Here is a 25,161-nt window from a genome sequence, read left to right as displayed (position 1 = left end):
ATAATTCTATATATTTGATGTAAATCAACCCAAATAAGGTAAATGAAAGCAAAATTTGAAACCATCCAAAACGATAGTGAAAGTTCGTTTAGAATCCTGCTTACGCCTAATTTAAACGATGTTTTTTATTGGCATTTTCATCCTGAATACGAAATTGTGTATGTTGAAGCAGAAAATGGGTTGAGGCACATTGGCGACCATATTTCAAAATATGAAGGCAGCGACATAGCACTAATTGGACCAAATATACCGCACTTAAATTTTGATTATGGCGTAAAGAACACTGTAAACACTGTTGTAATCCAGATGAAAGAACACTTTTTAGGAGAGCACTTTTTTTCGATTCCAGAAATGAACGCTATTAAAAATTTATTCGAAAAATCAAAAACCGGTTTGGTCTTTCACGGAGCCACAAAAAATTTAGCGGGTAAAAAATTGAAGCTTTTAACCACTTTACCTCATTTTGAACAATTGTTAGTGTTATTAGAAGTTTTTAACTTATTGGCAAATAGCACCGAAATCGAAAACCTCAAAGCAAAACCAATTGCAAGTATTTCTGTTCTAAAAGCACAACAGCGACTCCAGCTGATTTACCATTATATTGAAGCCAATTATCAAAATCAAATTGACGTGAATGTTGTTGCTCAAAAATGTAACCTCAGCACTCCAGCATTTTGCAGGTATTTCAAGAAAGCGACTCATTTTACTTTTACCGATTTTTTAAATCAGTTTAGAATTAATCAATCCAAAAAATTACTCCTACAAGACCTCAATGTCACCGAAGCTTGCTTTCAAAGCGGTTATGCGAACATTTCCTATTTTAATAAAGTTTTTAAAAAAATAACGGGTGAAAACCCTTCCAATTTTAAGAAAAGACAAAATACTCAAGTTTAAGGTATCTTTTGCACTTATTTACTTAATCAATAATCCAAAATAAAATTGAGCACTAAAACGAAAAAGCTATATTAATAAAAATATAGCTTTTTTTAGTAGGCGTAAAAAATAGAATTTCTTATTTTACTTGCAGTGGTGGCAAATCAAATGCTGCTGCATCATGTTCGAATTTGTTTCTGTGGGCTCCATCGCAAAAAGGCTTATTTGATGACAATCCGCAACGGCAAATTCCCAATGCAGTTCTTCCTTCTAATCCGTAAACGTTACCTTTACTATCCATAATTTCAAAATCACCTTCTATTTTTATAGACCCGTTGCTGTTAATTATTAATTTTGTCTTGCTCATACTGCTGTTTTTTTGTTTGACCCTAAAGATCACAAAATAAAATCAAGCGGCCGACAATAATCTGTTTTATTTATAACCAAACTAAGAGCTTACTTTAATTCTATTTACAGAAAGCCGCCTAACTACTAGATTAGATACTAAGGATGAAGGCAAAGCATTTCTATAAAGCATACAAGCAACTTCAACATTGACTTTACATCTTAAAGAAAGTAAGACTAGATAAATCCAAAAACAATTTATCAAAATGTGACCAACTTAAGACTAATATCATAAAAACATATTATGATTCGCTAAAAAAGAGAAAACATTAATGGCTAATTTCATGTCATCCTTTTAGCCCTTAAACGAAAAATAAACGGTAATTTAGTACTTGGGAACAGAAACGCTTTAACGAATGTGAATTCGTGAAAAAAAATCTAGGCCTGACTTACACAAACACAAATTAGCACTACGAAAAGATGAATAAATTGAAATTAGGATGGATAGGACTTGGCAACATGGGAAATCCGATGGTTAAAAACTTACTAAATGCGGGTTTTGAGGTGACGGTGCACAACCGCACCAAAGAGAAGGAGTCCCAATCGATTGAGGCGGGAGCCAGCTCGGCGAACAGTCTTCAGGAGCTTATGGAAAATTGCGATGTAGTTTTGACCATGTTATCCGATGATGCCGCGGTAAAAGAAGTTTTCGACGGCCCATTAGGACTTTTAAATAGAGAGTCTCCAGGAAAAATCATTATAAACATGAGCACAGTCTCTCCTGCGACTTCCCGCTATTTAGCAACCAATTGCAGCAAGAGAGAAGTGACTTTTATTGATGCTCCCGTGTCCGGTAGCGTAAAACCTGCACAAGACGGAACTTTGGTGATTTTAGTTGGATCCACTGCAGAAAGCTATGAAAAAGTCAAACCAATTTTTGATGTATTAGGAAAAATATCAATTCATGTGGGCGCTGCCGGTGTAGCCAGTTCTGCTAAGTTGGCCATTAATTACTTATTAGGACTCAATCTTCAGGGATTAGCGGAAACCATAATTTTTGCAGAAAACAATGGCGTAAGTAAAGAAGACATGCTCAACATAATCAATGAAGGCGCTTGTGGAAACGGGATTACCAAAATAAAATCAACTTCCATTCTAGAGGACTCCTACCCTGCAGCTTTTGCGCTTAAACATCTCGTTAAAGACTTGGGATTAGCAAAAGAAGCGGGATTAAATACGCCCTTAATCGAACCTTTATTTGACAGCTATGCAGCGGCACAATATGAAGGATTAGGCGATCAAGATGTCATGGCAATAATACAAAGTTTGAGAAAATAAAAACACACTGTTTTATAACTACAAAAAGTACTGGCATATTATGCGGTAATTTAAAAGCAGGTTTAGATCGCAAATAGAAATCGTTTCACGAATAAATCATACCAAACTGCTACTTCATCACTAGCAGTTTTTTTATTCAAAAAACATCCAGATTCAAAAGACCTTCTGCAAGAATTTATTTTTCATCTTATTAGAAAAACAACCGTCCACTGCCTGACATTTACAATTAAACCATAGGCCAAATCCTTTTTTAGGTTCATTTAGTTTCGTACTTTTGTTGTTCAATTAAAAACAATGACTAAATCACTATTTTTTCGCACAAACACTTGTGCAATAGGGTTTTTATCATCCTATCTGCATAACTACTTTTTTCTGAAAATTTTCAAAGGCTTTATATAATAATCCCTGCCGAACCCATGGCAGGGAAACCTTCAGATGTCCTTTAAATAAAATTTTAAACCATCAATAGCCAATTAATGCAGTTTTTATCATTAAATAGCAATCCCGTTAGGGACAAATTGTTTTTTAATGTTTGGGCCGATAAAAAAAGCTGTATCAAAAGCATTGGTACTAAGAAACAGAAAAATGTCACAAAATATTATTTTAACAACAGGTATTTATGATTTAATCAAAGATCATATTAGAAGCAAAAAAGTAACGCCTATAGAAGAGGAAGCTTTAAAAGTACAACTTAAGAATGCAAAGCAATTGACCCGAAAGAATTTACCAGATGACATTGTCGATATTAACAAACGTGTAACAGTTAAAAACTTAGATAGCGACCTTGAAGAAACCTATGTTTTTGTAGCTCCAGATAAAGCAAAAAGAAGAAATAAAACGGAGTCCATATTAACTAAGATGGGACTAGCTTTAGTGGGCTGGAAAGTAGGCGATGTGATTAACAGGCCCTTTGAAGAAGGTGAAAAACAACTGGAAATTCTGACAGTCGAAAGTCGCCATTAGAATACAAATATATCAGCATTTCCAATTTGGAAATGCTGATTTTTAATTTAAAACCAAGCAGTCTTGCTTAATTTTTTTATAAAAAATCAAAAAAAACAGTAAGAGTTATATCGAACATTTAACAAAATTCAAAAAAAAAACTCTCAAGTTAGCTTAAGAGTTGGTTTATAAAATATATCGAAAGAGCCTTATAACACCCTATTGATTTGAGACACTTTTTTACTGTAATACCTTTCTTTTATTGACGAAATAATCACACCACCCCCAACAGAGGCATGAATAAATTTAATGTCGCCATCAGCTACTTCAACTACCATACCGACGTGATTAATTTGACGTCTTCCGTTCGTTTTAAAGAAAATTAGATCTCCTTTTTGGGCTTCCTCGTTATTTATCTTAACACCATAACGCGACTGCTCTATGGATGTTCTAGGCAATTGAATATCGAAAGAACCAAAAGTAGTACACATCAATCCGGAACAATCAAAACCCTCTTTCGTAGTGCCACCAATGCGGTATCGTGTTCCTATATTTTCAGAAGCAGCAGACACCAACTGATCCAAGAAATCAACGCCCTGAAATGGCTTTAAATTATAAGATGGCCCCACATTTTCTGGTTCATTATTTCTCGCATATTCTTCTTTGGCTTCCTCCGTTAAAACCAACTTAGGACTGCGAATATTCAGCTTATAGCCCACAGGAAGTGATTTGGCAATTTTAGGGTTTTGCCTTTCCAGTTCTTTTACTGAAATACCGTATTCTTTTGCAATACCATATTTTGTTTCTTTACGCATCACCTCTCGAATAACAGTTGTTTCGACGATTTTGTTATCAATCACTGATTGTTCAGTAACAGATTTATCCGTTTTTGACTCTATTAAATTTTCAACCACTACAACTTTCTCGCTTTTGATTTCTTCTTTAACTGCTAGTACCTTGAGGTTGTTTTCTTCTTTTATTGGAATAGTAATTTTTTGACCAATTTTTAAGGCATCAGTTCCTAAAATTGGATTGGCTCTATCTAAATCAGCTACAGTAATACCGTATTCTTTAGCAATAGCATACTTAGTTTCATTAGGTAAGATTTCACGAACTACGCTTTTTGCTGCATTCTCTTTTGTCACATTGACTTGTGAAGAAATTGTCGTGTTTTGATTAATTTTTACCACTTCCTCCTCCGCAACAACTACAGCTTGATTTACACCGTTGCCTGGAATAGTAATATTTTGCCCCTTTCTCAATCCTGATTTCTCAAGTGTCGGGTTTGTTTTTTTCAAATCTTCCACCGTTACACCATATTGTTTAGCTATGCCGTATAGGGTTTCTTTAGGAAGAACTGCATGCTTTTTTGAAGGGTAAGAAGTTGCTAAATCAGTATTCGTTTCTTTAGATTTAGTTGTATTGATCGGAATTAATAAAACCGACTTATATTTTATCCCGTCTTTAGACTCTGGATTGAGCTCAAAAATCGAGCTAGCTTTTACGTGATACTGTTGTGCAATTTTAGAAATGGTTTCTCCTTTTGAAACGATGTGCTTTGTGAACTTATCCTGTGAAAAAGCACTAAAACTAAATAAAAAAACAAATACTAAAAGCCAACTGTTGTACCTCATAAACACTATTTAAATTTCAGACTCTAATTACCTATTTACTTAATTTTTACCAGTAGTAAATATTTTATTTTATTGAAAAACAGCAAATTACGATACCAAAATAGTAAAAAAAAGTAATTAACCAAAGCGAATTTAACGTATAAATATAAATTACACACTTTTTTAAGAACTCTTTATAATTAATTTAACAAATTTGAAATTATAAAAAAAACGCACTGTTTTCACAGTGCGTTTTTTTTATAATTACTCCGTCCCAAATAGATGGTAAAGAAACTGAGTTTTATGCTTTACCCGCAGCGATTAAATTTAATGCTGAACCAGCAACGAACCAACCAATTTGTCCTTCGTTATAAGTGTGGTTAGCTAAGATTGTATCTTTACTTCCATCAGCATGAACGAATTCTAAGGTTAATGGTTTTCCTGGAGCGAAATCAACCAAATCTGTAAAATTGATCGTATCATCTTCTTGAATTTTATCATAATCCGCTTCATTATCAAATGTCAAGCCTAGTAAACCTTGTTTTTTAAGGTTTGTTTCATGAATACGAGCAAAAGATTTCACTAATACCGCATTTACGCCTAAAAAACGAGGCTCCATTGCAGCATGCTCACGAGAAGAACCTTCACCATAATTATGGTCACCCACAACTATAGATGGAACACCAGCCGCCTTGTAAGCACGAGCTACGGCAGGAACAGCGTCATAGGCTCCTGTCAATTGATTTTTAACCATATTTGTTTTTTGGTTGAATGCATTGATAGCACCAATCAACATATTATTTGAGATGTTATCTAAATGTCCACGGAAACGCAACCATGGTCCTGCCATAGAAATGTGATCTGTAGTACATTTTCCGAATGCTTTGATCAGCAATTTAGCACCTGCAATGTTTTTTCCGTCCCATGGAGTAAACGGAGCCAACAATTGCAAACGTTCTGAAGTTTCACTTACAGTTACTTCAACATTTGAACCATCGGCGGCTGGCTCTTGAAAACCTGCGTCTTCAGCATCAAATCCGTTTTTGGGTAATTCGTCACCTGTTGGCGCTTCCAACATCACTTCTTCGCCATCCTCATTAATTAAGGTATCAGTCAAAGGATTAAAACTTAAATCACCTGCAATTGCCATAGCTGTAACCAATTCAGGCGAACCTACGAAAGCCAATGTATTTGGGTTTCCATCCGCACGTTTAGAAAAGTTACGATTAAAAGAGTGAACAATGGTATTTCGTTCTTCTTTATCAGCCCCTTCTCTATCCCACATACCAATACATGGTCCGCAAGCATTTGCAAAGACCGTTGCACCAATTTTCTCGAAAGTATCAATAAAGCCGTCACGCTCGATTGTATAACGAACCACTTCAGAACCTGGAGTGATCGTGAATTTTGATTTCAATTTTAATTTTTTGTCGGTAACTTGTTTGGCTATAGAAGCTGCGCGAGCAATATCTTCATAAGAAGAGTTGGTGCAAGAACCAATCAAACCTACTTCGATTTTTAACGGCCAGTTATTTTTAATAGCTGCTTCTTTCATTTTAGAAATTGGTGTAGCCAAATCTGGTGTGAAAGGACCGTTTAAATGTGGTTCTAATTCTGAAAGGTTAATTTCGATAACTTGATCAAAATACAATTCAGGATTAGCGTAAACTTCAGCATCACCAGTTAAGTGTTCTGCTACTTTATCAGCGGCATCTGCCACATCGGTTCTATTAGTAGAACGCAAATAACGTCCCATAGAGGCATCATATCCAAATGTAGAAGTGGTTGCGCCAATTTCAGCACCCATATTACAGATTGTTCCTTTTCCAGTACAAGACATAGAGGTGGCACCTTCACCAAAATATTCAACTATAGCACCAGTTCCTCCTTTTACAGTAAGAATTCCAGCGACTTTAAGGATAACATCTTTTGGAGCTACCCAACCTGAAAGTTTACCCGTTAATTTAACTCCGATTAATTTAGGAAATTTTAGCTCCCACGCCATTCCTGACATTACATCTACCGCATCAGCACCACCTACACCGATAGCAACCATCCCTAAACCACCTGCATTTACAGTATGTGAATCGGTACCAATCATCATTCCCCCTGGGAATGCATAGTTCTCAAGAACTACTTGGTGAATAATTCCAGCTCCCGGTTTCCAAAAACCAATGCCATATTTATTTGACACCGATGAAAGAAAATCAAAAACCTCATTACTTTGGGTTTTTGCTCTTGCCAAATCGGTAACAGCATCAATTTTAGCTTGAATCAAGTGATCACAATGTACCGTTGTAGGAACTGCTACTTGAGACTTGCCGGCATGCATAAACTGTAACAACGCCATTTGTGCCGTTGCATCTTGGCAAGCTACTCGATCCGGAGAAAAATCTACATAATCAGTACCTCTTGCAAAAGTTTTAGACGGCATGCCATCCCAAAGGTGATTGTATAAAATTTTCTCAGTTAAAGTAAGTGGATGCCCCACAATTTCACGTGCTTTATCAACACGAGTTGCCATGTTGTCATACACTTTTTTAATCATTTCAATATCAAAAGCCATAATATATAGGTGTTTTTTGTTGTTGTATTTTAAACATGACAATATACAAAAAAAGCCCGAGTTTATAACTCAGGCTTCTTACTATATTTAATGAACAATCTTTAATTATCCAACTAATTGCTTATGCGGTGGCGCAAATTTAGTCAAGTTGATCCCTTTTACAGCAGCTTTATATTCTTCTATAGTAGGAGTTCTACCTAAGATTGTAGATAAAACTACAACAGGTGTTGACGAAAGTAAAGATTCTCCTTTTTTACCTTCAGTATCCTCAACAACTCTTCCTTGAAAAAGACGGGTAGATGTTGCCATTACAGTATCTCCTTTGGCTGCTTTTTCCTGATTACCCATACATAGGTTGCATCCTGGACGCTCTAAATACAACATTTTTTCATACGAAGTACGTGCTACTGCTTTAGGTACGTTATCATCAAATTCGAAACCTGAATATTTTTGTAAAATTTCCCAGTCACCTTCCTTTTTAAGCTCATCTACTATATTGTAAGTAGGAGGAGCTACAACTAGTGGCGCTTTGAACTCCACCTTACCTTGTTGCTCATCTATATTCTTAAGCATTTGAGCAAGAATTTTCATGTCGCCCTTGTGAACCATACAGGAACCAATGAAGCCAAGATCAACTTTTTTATCACCACCATAAAATGACAATGGTCTAATCGTATCGTGCGTATATCGTTTAGAAACATCAATGTTATTTACATCTGGATCTGCGATCATTGGCTCTGAAATCACATCAAGATCAACGACAACTTCAGCAAAATACTTAGCATCTGCATCTGGAGCCAATGCTGGTTTCTCTCCCGATTTGATTTCTGCTATTCGCTTATCAGCAATAGCAATCAAGCCTTTCAGAACTTGCGTTTTATTATCCATTCCTTTATCAATCATAATCTGGATTCTACCTTTTGCGATCTCTAATGATTCGATCAAAGTAGCGTCTTCAGAAATACAGATAGAAGCTTTCGCTTTCATCTCTGCAGTCCAATCCGTAAATGTAAATGATTGGTCAGCTGTAAGTGTACCAATATGTACCTCAATAACTCTACCTTGGAAAACGTTATCTCCTTTAAACTGATGAAGCATCTGAGATTGAGTAGCATGAACTACATCACGGAAGTCCATATATTCCTTCATCTCCCCTTTGAATGTTACCTTCACTGATTGCGGGATTGGCATAGAAGCCTCACCTGTAGCCAATGCAAGTGCAACAGTTCCTGAGTCAGCACCAAAAGCAACTCCTTTAGACATTCTTGTATGAGAGTCACCCCCAATAGTAATTGCCCAATCATCAACCGTAAGATCATTAAGCACTTTGTGTATAACATCAGTCATGGCAAGATATTCTCCTTTTGGGTCACGAGCGGTAATCAAACCGAAGTCGTTCATAAACTTCATTAATCTAGGGATATTTGCTTTTGACTTATTATCCCAAACTGAAGCAGTATGACAACCTGATTGGTATGCACCATCAACAATTGGAGAGATCACAGTTGCAGCCATAGACTCTAATTCCTGAGAAGTCATAAGACCAGTTGTATCCTGTGAACCTACTATATTTACTTCAACACGCACATCTGAACCAGCGTGTAACACTTTACCCGGAGTTGTTCCAACAGCGTTTTTATTGAATATTTTTTCTACTGCAGTAAGACCTTGTCCTTCTATAGAAATTTCTTTTGATGCAGCATATACTTGAGGGATATCTATGTTTAAAGTTTTAGCTGCAAATGTTTGTAGCTTTTTCCCGAATACAATAGCGTACGATCCACCCGCTTTAATAAACTCAACTTTTTGAGGAGTTAAAGATGCCGAAATATCGATCAATTCTTTTTCTCCGTGATAAAGTTTCTTTGTTTTTGTGTTAATAGTAAGAACGGTTCCAGTAGCAACAGAGTATACTTCTTCAAGAATAGATTCTCCAGCCTCATCAAGAACAGCATTCCCTTGTGCATCAAGCTTTTTAGCCCAGTTTTTAAGATCAATCCCAATTCCACCTGTAACTCCTACTGTAGTTAGGAAAATAGGCGAAATACCATTTGTACCAGCAATAATTGGAGCAATATTGATAAATGGAACATAAGGACTTGCTTTTTTACCTGTCCATAACGCCACGTTGTTTACACCTGACATTCTTGATGATCCTACTCCCATAGTACCTCTTTCAGCGATTAACATAACGCTCTTATCTGGATTCGCTTCTGCCAATGCTTTGATGTCATCTTGTGCTTCAGGAGAAATCAAACATTTACCATGAAGTTCACGATCTGATCTTGAATGCGCTTGGTTTCCTGGAGAAAGTAAATCAGTTGAAATATCCCCTTCGCCAGCAATATACGTGATCACCTTAATTTCTTCTGCTATTTCAGGCAATTTCGTGAAGAACTCAGCTTGTGCGTAGCTCTCTAGAATTCCTTTAACTATTGGATTACCATTCTTGAACGCCTCTTCTAAACGATCTGTGTCGGCTTCGTAAAGAAAAACTTGTGTCTTTAAAACGGCTGCAGCTTCTTTAGCAATAGCTAAGTCAGCATCTAAAGCCAAATCAAGTAAAACTTCAACAGAAGTTCCCCCTTTCATATGTGATAACAATTCTAAAGCAAAAGCAGGCGTGATTTCAGTAACTACTGATTCCCCTAGAATGATTTCCTTCAAAAATTTAGCTTTAACACCAGCTGCAGGAGTAGTACCGGGTACAACATTATAAATAAAGAAGTCAAGAGAATCAGCTCTATCCTTGTTCTCCAAATCTTTAATTTGCGAAATGATTTCGCTTAGTAATTCAGCTCCATCAATTGGCTTGGGGTTAAGCCCTTGTTGCTTTCTTTTTTCAATCTCTTGAATGTAATCCTTATAAGTATTCATATTAGAAGTATTTTTCAATTTTTATAGCCGAATCCATTGATAATTTCAATGCCAAAAACCATAATATATAAGCTATTTGTTTTTTTGTGCGGCAAATTTAAGGCTTTAAGCTGAGATTTGAAAAAATTTAATGGAAGTACGCTTTTCAAAAATAATTATTATCTAATACTTAATTTTAATGCGCATAATTGATAAAACACAAAAAATTTAACGTTTTTATAATTAATCCGTAATTAATTATTTGCATAAGTATACTTTATAAAATGCAAAAATCTTATCCATTAAGAAAACGTTGTAGTTATATTCAAAATTGAAGTGTAAAACAACTGAAAAAATCATTTTAAAGTAACTTTGCAATAATCATTTCTTCAGATATCCCCTCAGCATCTGCTTTATAGTTCTTGATAATTCTATGACGAAGTATTCCTACAGAAACTGCTTTTACATCTTCGATATCTGGCGAAAACTTTCCATTGAAAGCGGCATGTGCTTTGGCTGCTAAAATTAGATTTTGCGACGCTCGTGGCCCAGCTCCCCAATCAAGGTAACTTTTGACATAATCATTAGACAAAATGTTATCGGGACGTGTTTTACTTACTAAGGTCACCGCATATTCAATAACATTGTCTGCTACCGGAATTCTGCGTATCAAGGCTTGAAAATCGATAATCTCTTGTGCTGTAAATAACGGGTTGATCGTATTGAAAGTATCTGAAGTAGTTCGTTTTACCACTTGAACTTCTTCATCAAAAGAAGGATATTCTAGTTTTATAGCAAACATAAAACGGTCTAATTGTGCTTCTGGCAAAGGATAGGTACCTTCCTGCTCAATAGGGTTTTGAGTCGCCAAAACAAAATAAGGAAGATCCAATTTATAGTTTTCGCCAGCAATGGTAACCGAACGTTCCTGCATGGCTTCTAACAGCGCCGCCTGCGTTTTCGGGGGAGTCCTATTGATTTCATCTGCGAGGATTATATTCGAAAAAATAGGTCCTTTCAAGAATTTAAATTGACGGTTTTCGTCTAATATTTCACTTCCTAATATATCTGACGGCATCAAATCCGGTGTAAACTGGATTCTTTTGAAATCAAGCCCCAAAGCTTGCGCCAGAGTGTTCACCATTAAAGTTTTGGCTAATCCAGGGACTCCTACCAAAAGTGCATGACCCCCAGAAAAAATACAAAGCAATATCTGATCTACCACTCTGTCCTGACCAACAATAATTTTTGCGATTTCGCTTTTTAAATCATTCCGCTTTTTAACTAGATTATGTATTGCAGCTACGTCAGACATTTTATAAATATTTTAAATTAAAAAAGAGTTATCTCTATGAAATCATAAAGCTAACTCTTTTTATCTATTCTATTTAACAGAAATTATTTTTTCACCCAATTATTAGTAAAATCACATTCTCTATACTCCCCAAGGATTTTTATGTATGTTTCCTTTATTTTTTCATCAAACCATTTCCCTATGGCTTTGATTTGTTTTTCCTTTAGTGCTAATTCTTTGATTTTAATATAGTCCGTGGCATAGTCTGCCGTATGCTCATTTATCCTATTGGCTACCGTAATAAGCTTAAAACTTTTCTTACCATTTTCATCCGTATCCAATATAGGCTGAGATATTGCATCGTCTTTTAAATTTGAAACTTGGCCATAAAGACTAGGATCCATTTTTGTTAATTCAAACCGAGTATCTTGAGTTTTTGGATTAATCAAAACTCCCCCATTTGCTCTAGTCTCCTTTTGATCAGACTCTGTTCTAGCAGCATTAGCAAAAGTTATTTCTTTATTTACAATCTTATTTCTAATCAAAGTTATTTTCTCTTTGGCTTCGTTTAAGGCATCTTCTGTCACTGATGACGTCAATAATATATGACGCAACTCAATTTCTTGTCCCCTTATCTTTTCCACATAAATGATATGAAAACCAAAATCAGTTTCAAAAGGAGCTGAAATTTCACCTTCTTGTAAACTAAAAGCCACATCTTTGAACTCTTTTACAAATGGTGTCTTTCGATTCATTTTATAATATCCCCCATTAGAACTCGAACCAGGGTCTTTAGAATACAAAACAGCTTTGGTCGCAAAACTTGAGCCCTCTTGAATTTCTTTCTTGAATTGGTTCAACTTATCAATTACTTTTTGTTTCTCTTCATCAGAAACTTTGGGAGTCACAACAATTTGTGCTACTTCCATTTCTGCTCCAAAAAGAGGTAATTCATCTTTAGGTATTGTTTTGAAAAAATTGCGAACCTCTTCAGGCGTAATTTCAACTTCTCCAATAATCTTTTTTTGCATTTCTGAAGTTAATTTCTGCTCTTTTAAAATGTCAAAGAAATAGCTTCTAAATTCTTCCTCTGAACTTTTATTATAGTAGTTAACTACTTTTTCTATAGAACCTATTTGACCTACCATGTAACTTACCCTGTCTTCCAGCATACCTTTCACTTCTGAGTCTGTAACCTTAATACTGTCCTGAATCGCCTGATGAGCATACAGTTTGTCTTCTAATAGTTTTCCTAGCATTTGACATCTAGTAATGTCCTTTATTGAGCCCCCTTGACTTGAAATCTCCAAGTATGACTTGTCAATATCCGAATCTAAAATAATATAGTCCCCCACAGTAGCGACGATACCGTCTATTTTCTGTCTTTGACTCGTTTGAGTTTTCTTTACAGGAGCAATCACGCTGTCTTTGATTATTTCTTGTGAGCTGGCGATGGTACTTGAAAACAGTAAAAGAAAAAATATTAATGCAATTCTATTATTTACTGACTTCATTTGTATTTTTTTTAAAGGCATTATTTAAAGTTTATATTTTATTGTAAGTATCTTTTTTAACCTAAAAGATTTGATTGATACAGTATCAATCTAGATGGCCAAATATACACCATAAGTATCAAGAAATAAAACTGTTTTGACAAACTTATCTCAAAGTTAAAGCGAACAAAAATAACAATTCAATTATATAATACAACTTTCCTTAGTACTATTAACATAAAATTATAAGCCCTTTAGTTAATCGTCTCCTTTCCGTAATTACTATAGGCATTTACTTTAGCTAACAAGTTCTAATTCGCGACTTTACAAATTAAAAAAAGGAACCAAACCTTAACAGTATCTTGTATCAGGCAATCGGGTCGTTTATAACTTTTACTAACGACTACGAGAATAAAAATCACTTTCTTATACCCTTTATAATATGAAGCCACCTATGCCATATACAAAAAGCCCCATCAGTCTAAATGATATGCAACGATTAGGAACCATCTAAATAAGTGGAGCTGTCTTAAAACAAAGCAGATATGTTTTTATTAGCATATATAAATAGTACTTTTGCAAACTATTTATAAGATACATGAGCTTTTTAAAAGAAATACAAAGAAGAAGAACTTTCGGAATTATCTCGCATCCCGATGCAGGTAAAACAACACTTACAGAAAAACTCCTCCTTTTTGGTGGTGCCATTCAAGAAGCAGGTGCTGTAAAAAACAATAAAATAAAAAAAGGAGCTACGAGCGATTTCATGGAAATTGAACGTCAGAGAGGGATTTCTGTTTCCACTTCCGTTTTAGCGTTTAATTATAAAGAAAAGAAAATAAATATCCTTGATACTCCTGGGCACAAGGATTTTGCAGAAGACACGTTTAGGACATTAACTGCAGTTGATAGTGTCATCGTCGTCATTGATGTCGCAAAAGGGGTCGAAGAGCAGACAGAGAAATTAGTCTCAGTATGTAGAATGCGTAAAATCCCTATAATCATTTTCATAAATAAAATGGATCGTGAAGGAAAAGATGCTTTTGATTTAATGGATGAAGTGGAACAGAAACTGGGCCTAACTGTTACTCCTCTTAGTTTCCCAATAGGAATGGGATATGATTTTCAAGGGATTTATAATTTATGGGAACAAAACATAAATTTATTTAGTGGTGACAACCGCAAGAATATCGAGGAAACTATTGCTTTTTCGGATGTGCAAAATCCAGAACTAGAAACAATAATTGGTCAAAAACCAGCCGACACACTAAGGGAAGAATTAGAATTGATTGACGAAGTTTATCCTAAATTTGATCGTCAGGATTACCTAGACGGAAAATTGCAGCCAGTATTCTTTGGTTCAGCGTTGAATAATTTTGGCGTTCGAGAACTATTGGATTGCTTTGTTTCTATAGCTCCATCACCAAGACCAAAAGAATCTGAAACTAGATTAGTCGATCCTAAAGAAGAAAAGATGTCGGGATTTGTGTTTAAAATACACGCAAACATGGATCCTAAACATAGAGACCGATTAGCCTTTATTAAAATTGTTTCTGGAACTTTTGAAAGAAATAAACCTTATTACCACGTACGCCTTAAAAAGAATTTAAAATTCTCAAGTCCAAACGCATTTTTTGCCGAGAAAAAGGAAATAGTAGACATCTCATATCCAGGTGACATTGTAGGTCTTCATGATACAGGAAATTTCAAAATTGGAGATACCTTAACTGAAGGAGAAATCATGAGCTTTAAAGGCATTCCAAGTTTCTCTCCGGAGCATTTTAGATACATTAATAATGCCGACCCAATGAAGGCCAAGCAGCTAGACAAAGGTATTGACCAGCTAATGGACGAAGGTGTTGCCCAGTTATTTGTATTAGAAATGAACAACAGAAAAATCATCGGTACGGTCGGTGCTCTTCAATATGAAGTTATACAATATCGCTTAGAGCACGAGTATGGCGCAAAATGTACCTACGAAAACTTCCCTGTACATAAAGCTTGCTGGGTAAAACCTGACGATTCTAAAAGTAATGAGTTTAAAGAATTTCGAAGGATAAAACAAAAGTACTTAGCCCATGATAAATATGGCCAATTAGTATTTCTTGCCGACTCAGATTTTACTATTCAAATGACGCAAAATAAATATCCTAATGTAAAACTATTTTTTACATCAGAATTCGATTAAACCGTTAGAAAATACAGCATAAAAAAAACGCTAATTTAAAAACTAGCGTTTTTTTTGTGCCTATAAAAGAATAAACTAGTTCGTATTTAAGATAATGCGCTTTCAAAATTAACGGCTTTCTTTAAAAAAGCTTTGATAAGTATACGATTTGGCGCTAAACCAGTAGTCATTATTTTTTTCTTTGTATTTGATCCTTCTGTTGAAATTGTACTATTAGGATCCTGTTTCGAGCCCATAAACCACAAAACGAAATCCATATTAGAACTTGAGGTACTTTCTTCCTTTGCATCACTAGCAATTTCGGTCGTATTTGAGATAACAATTTTCTTTTCCTTTTCTTGGCCAAAGACAGAAACATTGCACAACATTACAATACCAAACATAAATAGTATGCTCATGCTTTTTAGGGTGTTGTCTATATTTGAAAAATAACTCATAGATGATTTTATTTTATTAAACGACAACTACGTATCATTTATTTGTCACAAAAATATATCAATAATACACCACTGTAAAATCTTTCCGATGAATAACTTCATTACCTGTTAAACAGTCAAAACAGTTATAAAAGATCACCTGAACTCCATGAAAAGGCAAAAGAATAACTACTCATGAAGCAAGCTTCCTTACTTTTTAAATGCCATAAAAAAAGGCTCCATTTCTGGAGCCTTCTCTGTAAAATTATGCTTGTCCCGGGGGACCAAAATTAAGAGGAACAGGAGGTTGTTCAGTATCTTTAATTTCGCCATAAGCGAGTTCAAAACGGTGAATATTTTCTCCTATCGCCTTTAATAATCTTTTGGCATGTTGTGGCGTCAAGACAATTCTTGATTTCACTTTGGCCTTGGGAATACCAGGCATGATACTTACAAAATCTAAAACAAACTCAGATGATGAATGATTGATTATGGCTAAATTGGAATAAATCCCTTCAGCTATCTTTTCATCCAGTTCAATGTTAATTTGTTCTTGTTGTTGTTTAGAATTACTCATGTCTTAATAGATATATTCCTCTTTATTTGCCATCATATCATTATAATCTTCTTTTGAACCTACAATCGTGTGATCATATTCTCTCATACCAGTACCGGCAGGAATTCTATGACCTACAATTACATTTTCCTTCAATCCTTCCAAATAGTCAATTTTACCTGCAACAGCAGCTTCATTTAACACTTTAGTTGTTTCTTGGAAAGAAGCAGCAGAAATAAATGATTTCGTTTGAAGTGACGCTCTCGTAATTCCTTGTAAAACAGGAGTTCCAGTTGCAGTGATTACCTCACGAGCCACAACGATATTTTTATCCGTACGTTTCAAAAGAGAATTTTCATCACGCAACTCACGAGGCGAAATAATTTGACCTTCTTTTAAGTTAACAGAATCACCAGCGTCTTCAATTACTTTCATGCCATACAACTTATCATTCTGGAAGATAAAGTCTTTAGTATGAATCAATTGATCTTCTAAGAATAATGTATCCCCTGGATCTTGTACTCTAACCTTACGCATCATTTGACGTATTACTACCTCAAAGTGCTTATCGTTAATTTTCACCCCTTGCAAACGGTATACTTCTTGAATTTCATTAACCAAATACTGTTGAACAGCAGCTGGTCCCTTAATTCTCAAGATATCTTCCGGAGTGATTGCCCCGTCAGACAAAGGAACACCTGCTCTAACGAAGTCATTCTCTTGAACAAGAATTTGACTTGAAAGTTTTACTAAGTATTTCTTAACCTCACCAAATTTGGACTCAATTATAATCTCACGGTTACCTCTTTTGATTTTTCCAAAAGAAACAACACCATCAATTTCTGAAACCACGGCTGGATTTGAAGGATTACGAGCTTCTAAAAGCTCAGTAATTCTTGGTAAACCTCCTGTAATATCTCCTGATTTAGAAGAACGACGTGGAATTTTCACCAATACTTTACCTGCCTTAATTTTCTCACCGTTTTCAACCATTAAGTGGGCTCCAACTGGTAAGTTGTAAGAACGGATCAATTCATTGTCTTTACCGTAAACCAGTAAAGTTGGAATCAATTTTTTAGCTCTAGACTCAGAAATTACTTTTTCTTGGAAACCAGTTTGCTCATCAATTTCAACCATGTAAGATTGACCTTGCTCTAATTCTTCATAAGCAATTTTACCAGTAAATTCAGAAACGATAACTCCATTATATGGATCCCACTTACAGATCACAGCACCTTTTTCAACAGACTGACCGTCTTTTACAAAGATATTTGAACCATAAGGGATATTATGTGTGTTTAATAAGATACCTGTTTTAGCATCAACTAATTTTAACTCAGTTGAACGAGAAACAACAACATCAACAGCGTTTCCATCACTATCTTCTCCTTTAACAGTTTTTAAATCATCAATTTCCAACTTACCGTTAAATTTAGTAACGATGCTAGACTCTTCAGAAATACCACCCGCAACACCTCCAACGTGAAAGGTACGTAATGTTAACTGTGTACCTGGTTCTCCAATAGACTGTGCTGCAATTACACCAACTGCTTCACCTCTTTGCGTCATTTTACCTGTAGCTAGGTTTCTACCGTAACATTTCGCACAAATTCCTTTTAGGGCTTCACAAGTTAATGGAGAACGAACTTCAACTTTCTCGATAGGAGAAGCTTCGATCGCTTTCATGATAACTTCAGTAATTTGTTGTCCTGATTGGATTAACACTTCATTAGTTAAAGGATTTATTACGTCTTGCAATGCAACACGTCCTAAGATTCTTTCCCCTAAAGATTCAACTATTTCTTCATTCTTTTTCAATGCTGAAACTTCAACACCTCTCAATGTTCCACAATCTTCGATGTTAACAATAACATCTTGAGAAACATCATGTAATCTTCTTGTTAAATATCCTGCATCGGCAGTTTTCAAAGCCGTATCCGCAAGACCTTTACGCGCACCGTGAGTAGAGATAAAGTACTCAAGGATAGAAAGACCCTCTTTAAAGTTAGAAAGAATCGGGTTTTCAATAATTTCACCACCACCAGCAGTAGATTTTTTAGGCTTAGCCATCAAACCACGCATACCAGTTAACTGACGAATTTGTTCCTTGGAACCCCTCGCTCCAGAATCAAGCATCATATACACCGAGTTGAAACCTTGTTGGTCTTCTCTAATGTTTTTCATTGCCAACTCTGTCAATTGAGCATTTGCAGAAGTCCATACATCAATAACTTGGTTGTAACGCTCGTTATTTGTAATAAGACCCATGTTATAATTTGTAGAGATGCCTTCAACTTGCTCTCTTGCATCTGCTATTAATTTAGGTTTTTGCTCTGGAATTCTAATATCACCCAATGAGAATGACAATCCACCTCTAAAGGCAAATTTGTAACCCATGTCTTTCATATTATCCAAGAAGGCAGCCGTTTCAGGTACACTAGTCGCGTTTAATACGTGACCAATAATATCTCTTAGGTTTTTCTTAGTTAATACGTCATTGACATAACCTGCTGCTTCTGGTACTACTTCATTAAAGATAACACGTCCAGCCGTTGTTTGAATAATTTTATAAACCAATTCTCCAGCTTCATTAAAATCTTTTGCTCTAATTTTCACACGAGCATTCAATTCTAACTTACCTTCATTCAAAGCAATATTTACTTCTTCCGCTGAGTAAAAAGTAATGTCCTCACCTAAAATCTTATGCTCTGGAGTAGACAAACGTTCTTTGGTCATATAATATAGACCTAAAACCATGTCTTGAGAAGGTACCGTAATTGGCGCACCATTTGCAGGATTCAGAATATTATGAGAAGCCAACATTAACAATTGTGCTTCAAGGATGGCTTCTGGTCCTAATGGTAAATGTACCGCCATTTGATCCCCATCAAAATCCGCATTAAATGCAGTACAAACTAAAGGGTGCAATTGGATTGCTTTTCCTTCAATTAATTTTGGTTGGAATGCTTGGATACCTAATCTGTGCAAAGTAGGGGCACGATTCAGTAATATAGGGTGACCCTTAATCACATTTTCAAGGATATCCCAAACTACAGGCTCTTTTTTGTCTATTATTTTTTTGGCTGATTTAACTGTTTTTACAATTCCTCTTTCAATCAATTTACGGATAACGAAAGGTTTGTAAAGCTCAGCTGCCATATCTTTAGGGATACCACATTCGAACAATTTCAATTCAGGACCAACAACAATTACCGAACGAGCGGAATAATCCACACGTTTTCCAAGTAAGTTTTGACGGAAACGTCCTTGCTTACCTTTAAGGGAATCAGATAATGATTTTAAGGGTCTGTTTGATTCTGTTTTTACTGCAGAAGCCTTACGTGTATTGTCAAATAATGAATCTACTGATTCTTGCAACATACGCTTTTCGTTTCTCAAGATAACTTCTGGAGCTTTGATCTCCATTAATCTTTTCAAACGGTTATTACGAATAATTACTCGACGGTATAAGTCATTTAGATCTGAAGTCGCAAAACGACCACCATCAAGAGGTACAAGAGGACGCAATTCCGGCGGTATAACTGGTACCACTTTCATAATCATCCATTCTGGACGATTCTCACGGTTCAAGTTAGACTCACGGAAAGATTCAACAACTTGTAATCTTTTTAATGCTTCAGTTTTACGTTGCTTAGACGTTTCATTGTTTGCTTTATGTCTTAACTCATAAGACAATTCGTCAAGATCTATTCGAGCTAATAAGTCCATAATACATTCTGCTCCCATTTTGGCAACAAATTTATTAGGATCAAAATCATCAAGATATTGATTGTCGTCAGGAAGAGTATCTAATATATTCAAATATTCTTCTTCAGTTAAGAAATCTAATCTTTGTACTGATTCACCTTCTCCATTTTTGGCAATACCTGCTTGAATAACTACATATCTTTCGTAGTAGATAATCATATCTAATTTCTTAGACGGAAGACCAAGTATGTAACCAATCTTGTTTGGAAGAGAACGGAAATACCAGATATGAGCAATTGGCACAACAAGATTGATGTGACCTACTCTATCTCTACGTACTTTTTTCTCAGTGACTTCAACACCACAACGGTCACAAATGATTCCTTTGTAACGGATTCTTTTGTATTTTCCACAAGCACATTCAAAGTCCTTAACTGGTCCGAAAATTCTTTCGCAGAAGAGACCATCACGTTCTGGTTTGTGTGTTCTGTAATTAATAGTTTCTGGCTTCAATACTTCACCTCTTGATTCTTTCAAGATGGCTTCAGGAGACGAAAGTCCTATCGAAATTTTGTTGAACCTTTTTACAGGATTCTTATCTTTATTATTATTTCTATTATTCATCATAGTTTTTACTATTGATCTATTAGCAATTGAAAATTGGTTTTAGACTCATGATTTAATGGACGTTATTAAGCGAATCGCTCAAAAAAACTCATTTAATCATTAAGCTACTTCCTCGGGTTACTTCTCTAAACTTTAATGAATTTATTAAAGCGCTATTTACAAAACCTATTGGTTTAAATAAAAAATCGGAACGGGTTACGAGTATAAATCTTAAAAACTCTTAAAAATGAGTAATCAGTTTTCAGATATTACTACCTGAAAACTGACAACTACAAACTATTTTTATTCTTCTAATCTAATGTCTAATCCAAGACCTTTCAATTCATGCATCAATACATTGAACGATTCAGGTAATCCTGGTTCTGGCATAGACTCTCCTTTTACGATTGCTTCGTAAGTTTTAGCTCTACCAATAACGTCATCAGACTTAACTGTTAAGATTTCTCTTAGTGTACTTGATGCTCCATAAGCCTCAAGTGCCCAAACTTCCATCTCTCCAAAACGTTGTCCACCGAATTGCGCTTTACCACCAAGTGGTTGTTGCGTAATCAATGAGTACGGTCCTATTGAACGTGCGTGCATCTTGTCATCAACCATATGTCCTAATTTCAACATATAGATAACTCCAACAGTAGCCGCTTGATGGAAACGCTCTCCAGTTCCACCATCATAAAGATGTGTATGTCCAAAACGTGGTATTCCAGCTTCGTCAGTCAATTCATTAATTTGGTCAAGAGAAGCACCATCAAAAATCGGAGTAGCAAATTTTCTACCCAAGTTTTGTCCAGCCCAACCTAATACCGTCTCATAAATTTGACCGATGTTCATACGTGAAGGTACACCTAATGGGTTCAACACGATATCAACTGGCGTTCCGTCTTCAAGGAAAGGCATGTCTTCGTGACGAACGATTCTTGCAACAATACCTTTGTTACCGTGACGTCCAGCCATTTTATCCCCAACTTTCAACTTACGTTTTTTGGCAATATATACTTTAGCTAATTTCAAAATTCCAGCAGGCAATTCATCACCTACAGTAATCGTGAATTTCTCTCTACGTAATCCACCTTGTAAATCGTTCAATTTAATTTTATAGTTATGAATTAAATCATTAACCATTTTATTAGTCGCATCATCAGCAACCCATTGACCTTTACTTAAGTGAGCAAAATCTTCAACAGCGTTAAGCATTTTCTGAGTGTATTTTTTACCTTTTGGTAAAACTTCTTCACCCAAATCATTCATTACACCTTGAGATGTTTTACCGTTAACGATTAAGAAAAGTTTCTCAATTAATTTGTCTTTTAATTCAACAAATTTAACTTCAAATTCCATTTCTAAAGCGCCTAAAGCATCTTTATCTTGCGTACGTTTGCGCTTATCTTTTACTGCTCTTGCGAACAATTTTTTGTCTAGAACCACACCATGTAAAGAAGGAGAAGCTTTCAATGAAGCATCTTTTACATCACCTGCTTTATCCCCGAAGATTGCACGAAGCAATTTTTCTTCTGGAGTAGGATCTGATTCCCCTTTTGGAGTAATTTTTCCGATAAGAATGTCACCAGGTTTAACCTCAGCTCCAATTCGAATCATACCATTTTCATCTAAATCTTTAGTAGCTTCTTCAGAAACGTTTGGTATATCATTTGTAAGTTCCTCGTTACCTAATTTAGTATCTCTCACTTCCAATGAATAATCATCAACGTGAATAGAAGTAAAAATATCGTCACGCACCACTTTTTCAGAAATAACAATGGCATCCTCGAAGTTATACCCTTTCCATGGCATAAATGCAACTTTTAGGTTTCTACCTAAAGCTAATTCACCATTTTGAGTAGCATATCCTTCAGATAACACTTGTCCAAGAACCACTCTGTCTCCTCTTCTTACGATAGGCTTAAGGTTGATACTTGTACCTTGATTGGTTTTTCTAAATTTAATCAGATTGTATGTTTTCTCATCAGAGTCAAAACTAACCATTCTTTCTTCTTCAGAACGATCGTATTTGATTGTGATTATATTTGCATCTACATATTCAATAACTCCATCTCCTTCAGCGTTAATTAAAACTCTAGAATCAGAAGCAACTTGACGCTCTAAACCAGTTCCAACAATTGGAGCTTCAGGACGAATTAATGGTACGGCCTGACGCATCATGTTAGATCCCATTAAGGCTCTATTCGCATCATCATGTTCTAAGAAAGGAATCAAAGAAGCTGAAATCGAAGCAATTTGATTTGGAGCAACATCTGCATAATCAACTTTTATAGGGTCAATTACTGGGAAATCACCTTCCATTCTCGCAATTACATTCTCAGCGGTAATTTTTCCGGAATCATCCATCTTAATATTCGCCTGAGAAATCAACATTCCTTCTTCTTCTTCAGCACTTAAGTAAATTGGAGTAGAAGTTAAATCTACAACTCCGTTAGTTACTTTGCGGTAAGGTGTTTCGATGAAACCCATTCCATTTACTTTAGCATAAACTCCAAGAGAAGATATCAAACCAATGTTTGGTCCCTCTGGTGTTTCAATAGGACATAAACGTCCGTAGTGCGTATAGTGAACATCACGAACCTCAAATCCAGCTCTCTCTCTCGAAAGTCCACCTGGTCCTAGCGCAGATAATCTTCTTTTGTGCGTAATCTCTGCAAGTGGATTCGTTTGATCCATAAACTGAGACAATTGGTTAGTACCAAAGAAAGAGTTAATAACAGACGATAATGTTTTAGCATTGATCAAATCTATTGGTGTAAACACCTCGTTATCTCTAACGTTCATACGTTCTCTAATTGTTCTAGCCATACGCGCTAAACCAACACCGAATTGCTGTGACAATTGTTCTCCAACTGTTCTAACACGACGGTTTGATAAGTGATCAATATCATCAATATCTGCTTTCGCATTGATTAATTCGATCAAGTATTTTACGATGGTAATGATATCTTCTTTGGTAAGCACTTGCTTTTCCATTGGAGTATCTAAACCAAGTTTTTTGTTAATTCTATAACGACCTACTTCACCTAAGTTGTAACGTTGGTCAGAGAAAAACAATTTATCTATAATACCACGAGCAGTTTCTTCATCAGGCGGTTCTGCATTACGCAATTGTCTGTAAATATGCTCAACGGCTTCTTTTTCAGAATTAGTTGGATCCTTCTGTAACGTATTATGGATTATAGAATAATCAACTTGATTATTATCCTCCTTATGCAACAAAATAGATTTAACGTTAGAATCGATGATTTCCTCAACATTATCTTTATCGATAACGGTATCTCTATCAAGGATGATTTCGTTACGTTCGATAGAAACTACCTCACCAGTGTCTTCATCTACAAAATCTTCATGCCATGTATTTAAAACACGTGCAGCTAATTTTCTACCGATATATTTTTTAAGTCCTGTTTTCGATACTTTAATTTCTTCCGCAAGATCAAATATCTCTAGGATATCCTTGTCTCTTTCGAAACCTATAGCACGGAATAAAGTAGTAACAGGCAGTTTTTTCTTTCTGTCGATATAAGCGTACATTACGCTATTGATATCTGTTGAAAATTCTATCCAAGAACCTTTAAAAGGAATAACTCTCGCAGAATATAATTTTGTTCCATTTGCATGGAATGACTGTCCAAAGAAAACACCTGGAGATCTATGCAGCTGAGAAACAACCACACGTTCGGCACCATTGATAACAAAAGTACCACTAGGCGTCATGTAAGGAATAGTACCAAGATACACATCTTGTACAATGGTCTCAAAATCTTCGTGCTCCGGATCTGTACAATATAGTTTTAACCTTGCTTTTAAAGGTACACTATGTGTAAGCCCTCTTTCTATACATTCTTGAATTGTATAACGTGGTGGATCTACAAAGTAGTCAAGGAATTCCAATACAAAATTATTTCTTGTATCTGTAATTGGAAAATTTTCCATGAAGGTGTTATAAAGTCCTTCATTGCCTCTTTCGTCAGATTTAGTTTCTAGTTGAAAAAAATCTTGAAAAGATTTAACCTGTACGTCCAGAAAATCCGGATAGTCAGGAATATTTTTTGTAGAGGCAAAATTCAATCTTTCAGTCTGATTTGTTATCATCAATGGACAAAATTTTGATTAAAAAAGTAATTTTTTGTGTATAAATATTATTTATACTTTTCTTTTACTACCATTACATCTTTAAAAACCAATTTAAGATAACTACTTTCTTATTATCTGTTAATTTTTTTTCCTCGTAATGGGTAAAATGAACTTGATATTAAAGACTATTTTGCAGCAAAACAAGATAGACTTTAGTTATACGAAAAATGGTTTAGGTCTTTGGATGTGCATCCAAGACCTAAACCGTA

The 25,161-nt window shown here is 35.4% G+C and carries 14 protein-coding genes; 4 read left to right on the top strand and 10 right to left on the bottom strand.

Annotated elements, in window-relative coordinates; translation table 11 throughout:
* Positions 1 to 42 precede the first annotated feature (42 nt).
* On the top strand, positions 43 to 894 hold the full coding sequence (locus ACEN2H_RS08655) for an AraC family transcriptional regulator (RefSeq protein ID WP_441731930.1): 852 nt from the start codon (positions 43 to 45) through the stop codon (positions 892 to 894).
* A 118-nt stretch (positions 895 to 1,012) separates the two neighbouring features.
* Here the strand turns inward: ACEN2H_RS08655 and ACEN2H_RS08650 are convergent, their stop codons facing one another.
* Positions 1,013 to 1,240, bottom strand: a complete 228-nt coding sequence (locus ACEN2H_RS08650; RefSeq protein WP_441731929.1) for a CDGSH iron-sulfur domain-containing protein — start codon at positions 1,238 to 1,240, stop codon at positions 1,013 to 1,015.
* Positions 1,241 to 1,698: 458 nt separating this feature from the next.
* On the opposite strand from ACEN2H_RS08650, the gene ACEN2H_RS08645 reads away from it, so the two are divergent.
* Positions 1,699 to 2,556 (top strand): NAD(P)-dependent oxidoreductase, encoded by an 858-nt coding sequence (locus tag ACEN2H_RS08645; RefSeq protein ID WP_441731928.1) that lies wholly within the window; start codon positions 1,699 to 1,701, stop codon positions 2,554 to 2,556.
* Between the two features lie 585 nt (positions 2,557 to 3,141).
* Positions 3,142 to 3,519, top strand: coding sequence for a GreA/GreB family elongation factor (locus ACEN2H_RS08640; RefSeq protein WP_441731927.1), 378 nt, complete (start codon positions 3,142 to 3,144; stop codon positions 3,517 to 3,519).
* 188 nt (positions 3,520 to 3,707) lie between these two features.
* Here the strand turns inward: ACEN2H_RS08640 and ACEN2H_RS08635 are convergent, their stop codons facing one another.
* From ACEN2H_RS08635 to ACEN2H_RS08615, 5 genes are all read right to left on the bottom strand, one after another.
* Positions 3,708 to 5,132 carry a C40 family peptidase gene (locus ACEN2H_RS08635; protein ID WP_441731926.1) on the bottom strand — a complete coding sequence of 475 codons (1,425 nt, stop codon included), beginning with the start codon at positions 5,130 to 5,132 and terminating at the stop codon, positions 3,708 to 3,710.
* Between the two features lie 280 nt (positions 5,133 to 5,412).
* Positions 5,413 to 7,677 carry an aconitate hydratase gene (locus ACEN2H_RS08630; protein ID WP_441731925.1) on the bottom strand — a complete coding sequence of 755 codons (2,265 nt, stop codon included), beginning with the start codon at positions 7,675 to 7,677 and terminating at the stop codon, positions 5,413 to 5,415.
* Between the two features lie 105 nt (positions 7,678 to 7,782).
* Entirely contained in the window at positions 7,783 to 10,554 is a 2,772-nt protein-coding gene (locus ACEN2H_RS08625) for a bifunctional aconitate hydratase 2/2-methylisocitrate dehydratase (RefSeq protein ID WP_441731924.1), read from the bottom strand.
* A gap of 340 nt (positions 10,555 to 10,894) precedes the next feature.
* Positions 10,895 to 11,848, bottom strand: a complete 954-nt coding sequence (locus tag ACEN2H_RS08620; RefSeq protein WP_441731923.1) for an AAA family ATPase — start codon at positions 11,846 to 11,848, stop codon at positions 10,895 to 10,897.
* Between the two features lie 83 nt (positions 11,849 to 11,931).
* On the bottom strand, positions 11,932 to 13,362 hold the full coding sequence (locus tag ACEN2H_RS08615) for a peptidylprolyl isomerase (protein WP_441731922.1): 1,431 nt from the start codon (positions 13,360 to 13,362) through the stop codon (positions 11,932 to 11,934).
* A 556-nt stretch (positions 13,363 to 13,918) separates the two neighbouring features.
* On the opposite strand from ACEN2H_RS08615, the gene ACEN2H_RS08610 reads away from it, so the two are divergent.
* Positions 13,919 to 15,508 (top strand): peptide chain release factor 3, encoded by a 1,590-nt coding sequence (locus tag ACEN2H_RS08610; protein WP_441731921.1) that lies wholly within the window; start codon positions 13,919 to 13,921, stop codon positions 15,506 to 15,508.
* A gap of 86 nt (positions 15,509 to 15,594) precedes the next feature.
* Here ACEN2H_RS08610 and ACEN2H_RS08605 read toward each other — a convergent pair whose 3' ends face one another.
* The 4 genes from ACEN2H_RS08605 to rpoB form a co-directional block, all read right to left on the bottom strand.
* Positions 15,595 to 15,945: a hypothetical protein gene (locus ACEN2H_RS08605; protein WP_441731920.1), complete on the bottom strand. Its 351-nt coding sequence runs from the start codon at positions 15,943 to 15,945 to the stop codon at positions 15,595 to 15,597.
* 244 nt (positions 15,946 to 16,189) lie between these two features.
* Positions 16,190 to 16,501: a DUF3467 domain-containing protein gene (locus ACEN2H_RS08600; protein WP_441731919.1), complete on the bottom strand. Its 312-nt coding sequence runs from the start codon at positions 16,499 to 16,501 to the stop codon at positions 16,190 to 16,192.
* A gap of 3 nt (positions 16,502 to 16,504) precedes the next feature.
* The gene (rpoC, locus tag ACEN2H_RS08595; RefSeq protein WP_441731918.1) at positions 16,505 to 20,815 is read right to left on the bottom strand and encodes a DNA-directed RNA polymerase subunit beta'; all 4,311 of its coding nucleotides are present in this window, start codon (positions 20,813 to 20,815) and stop codon (positions 16,505 to 16,507) included.
* A gap of 282 nt (positions 20,816 to 21,097) precedes the next feature.
* Complete coding sequence (rpoB, locus tag ACEN2H_RS08590) at positions 21,098 to 24,910, bottom strand: DNA-directed RNA polymerase subunit beta (protein WP_441731917.1); 3,813 nt, start codon at positions 24,908 to 24,910, stop codon at positions 21,098 to 21,100.
* Between the last annotated feature and the right edge of the window lie 251 nt (positions 24,911 to 25,161).

Origin of the sequence: Flavobacterium sp. W22_SRS_FP1 (genome assembly GCF_052113685.1) — a bacterium.
Taxonomy (GTDB): Bacteria; Bacteroidota; Bacteroidia; order Flavobacteriales; family Flavobacteriaceae; genus Flavobacterium.
This window is presented reverse-complemented; position numbering and strand designations above follow the sequence as displayed.

Coding starts and splice junctions, on each gene's coding strand:
- ACEN2H_RS08655 (WP_441731930.1), top strand. CDS start 43: ATGAAAGCAAAATTTGAAACCATCCAAAACGATAGTGAAAGTTCGTTT.
- ACEN2H_RS08650 (WP_441731929.1), bottom strand. CDS start 1,240: ATGAGCAAGACAAAATTAATAATTAACAGCAACGGGTCTATAAAAATA.
- ACEN2H_RS08645 (WP_441731928.1), top strand. CDS start 1,699: ATGAATAAATTGAAATTAGGATGGATAGGACTTGGCAACATGGGAAAT.
- ACEN2H_RS08640 (WP_441731927.1), top strand. CDS start 3,142: ATGTCACAAAATATTATTTTAACAACAGGTATTTATGATTTAATCAAA.
- ACEN2H_RS08635 (WP_441731926.1), bottom strand. CDS start 5,132: ATGAGGTACAACAGTTGGCTTTTAGTATTTGTTTTTTTATTTAGTTTT.
- ACEN2H_RS08630 (WP_441731925.1), bottom strand. CDS start 7,677: ATGGCTTTTGATATTGAAATGATTAAAAAAGTGTATGACAACATGGCA.
- ACEN2H_RS08625 (WP_441731924.1), bottom strand. CDS start 10,554: ATGAATACTTATAAGGATTACATTCAAGAGATTGAAAAAAGAAAGCAA.
- ACEN2H_RS08620 (WP_441731923.1), bottom strand. CDS start 11,848: ATGTCTGACGTAGCTGCAATACATAATCTAGTTAAAAAGCGGAATGAT.
- ACEN2H_RS08615 (WP_441731922.1), bottom strand. CDS start 13,362: ATGCCTTTAAAAAAAATACAAATGAAGTCAGTAAATAATAGAATTGCA.
- ACEN2H_RS08610 (WP_441731921.1), top strand. CDS start 13,919: ATGAGCTTTTTAAAAGAAATACAAAGAAGAAGAACTTTCGGAATTATC.
- ACEN2H_RS08605 (WP_441731920.1), bottom strand. CDS start 15,945: ATGAGTTATTTTTCAAATATAGACAACACCCTAAAAAGCATGAGCATA.
- ACEN2H_RS08600 (WP_441731919.1), bottom strand. CDS start 16,501: ATGAGTAATTCTAAACAACAACAAGAACAAATTAACATTGAACTGGAT.
- rpoC (WP_441731918.1), bottom strand. CDS start 20,815: ATGATGAATAATAGAAATAATAATAAAGATAAGAATCCTGTAAAAAGG.
- rpoB (WP_441731917.1), bottom strand. CDS start 24,910: ATGATAACAAATCAGACTGAAAGATTGAATTTTGCCTCTACAAAAAAT.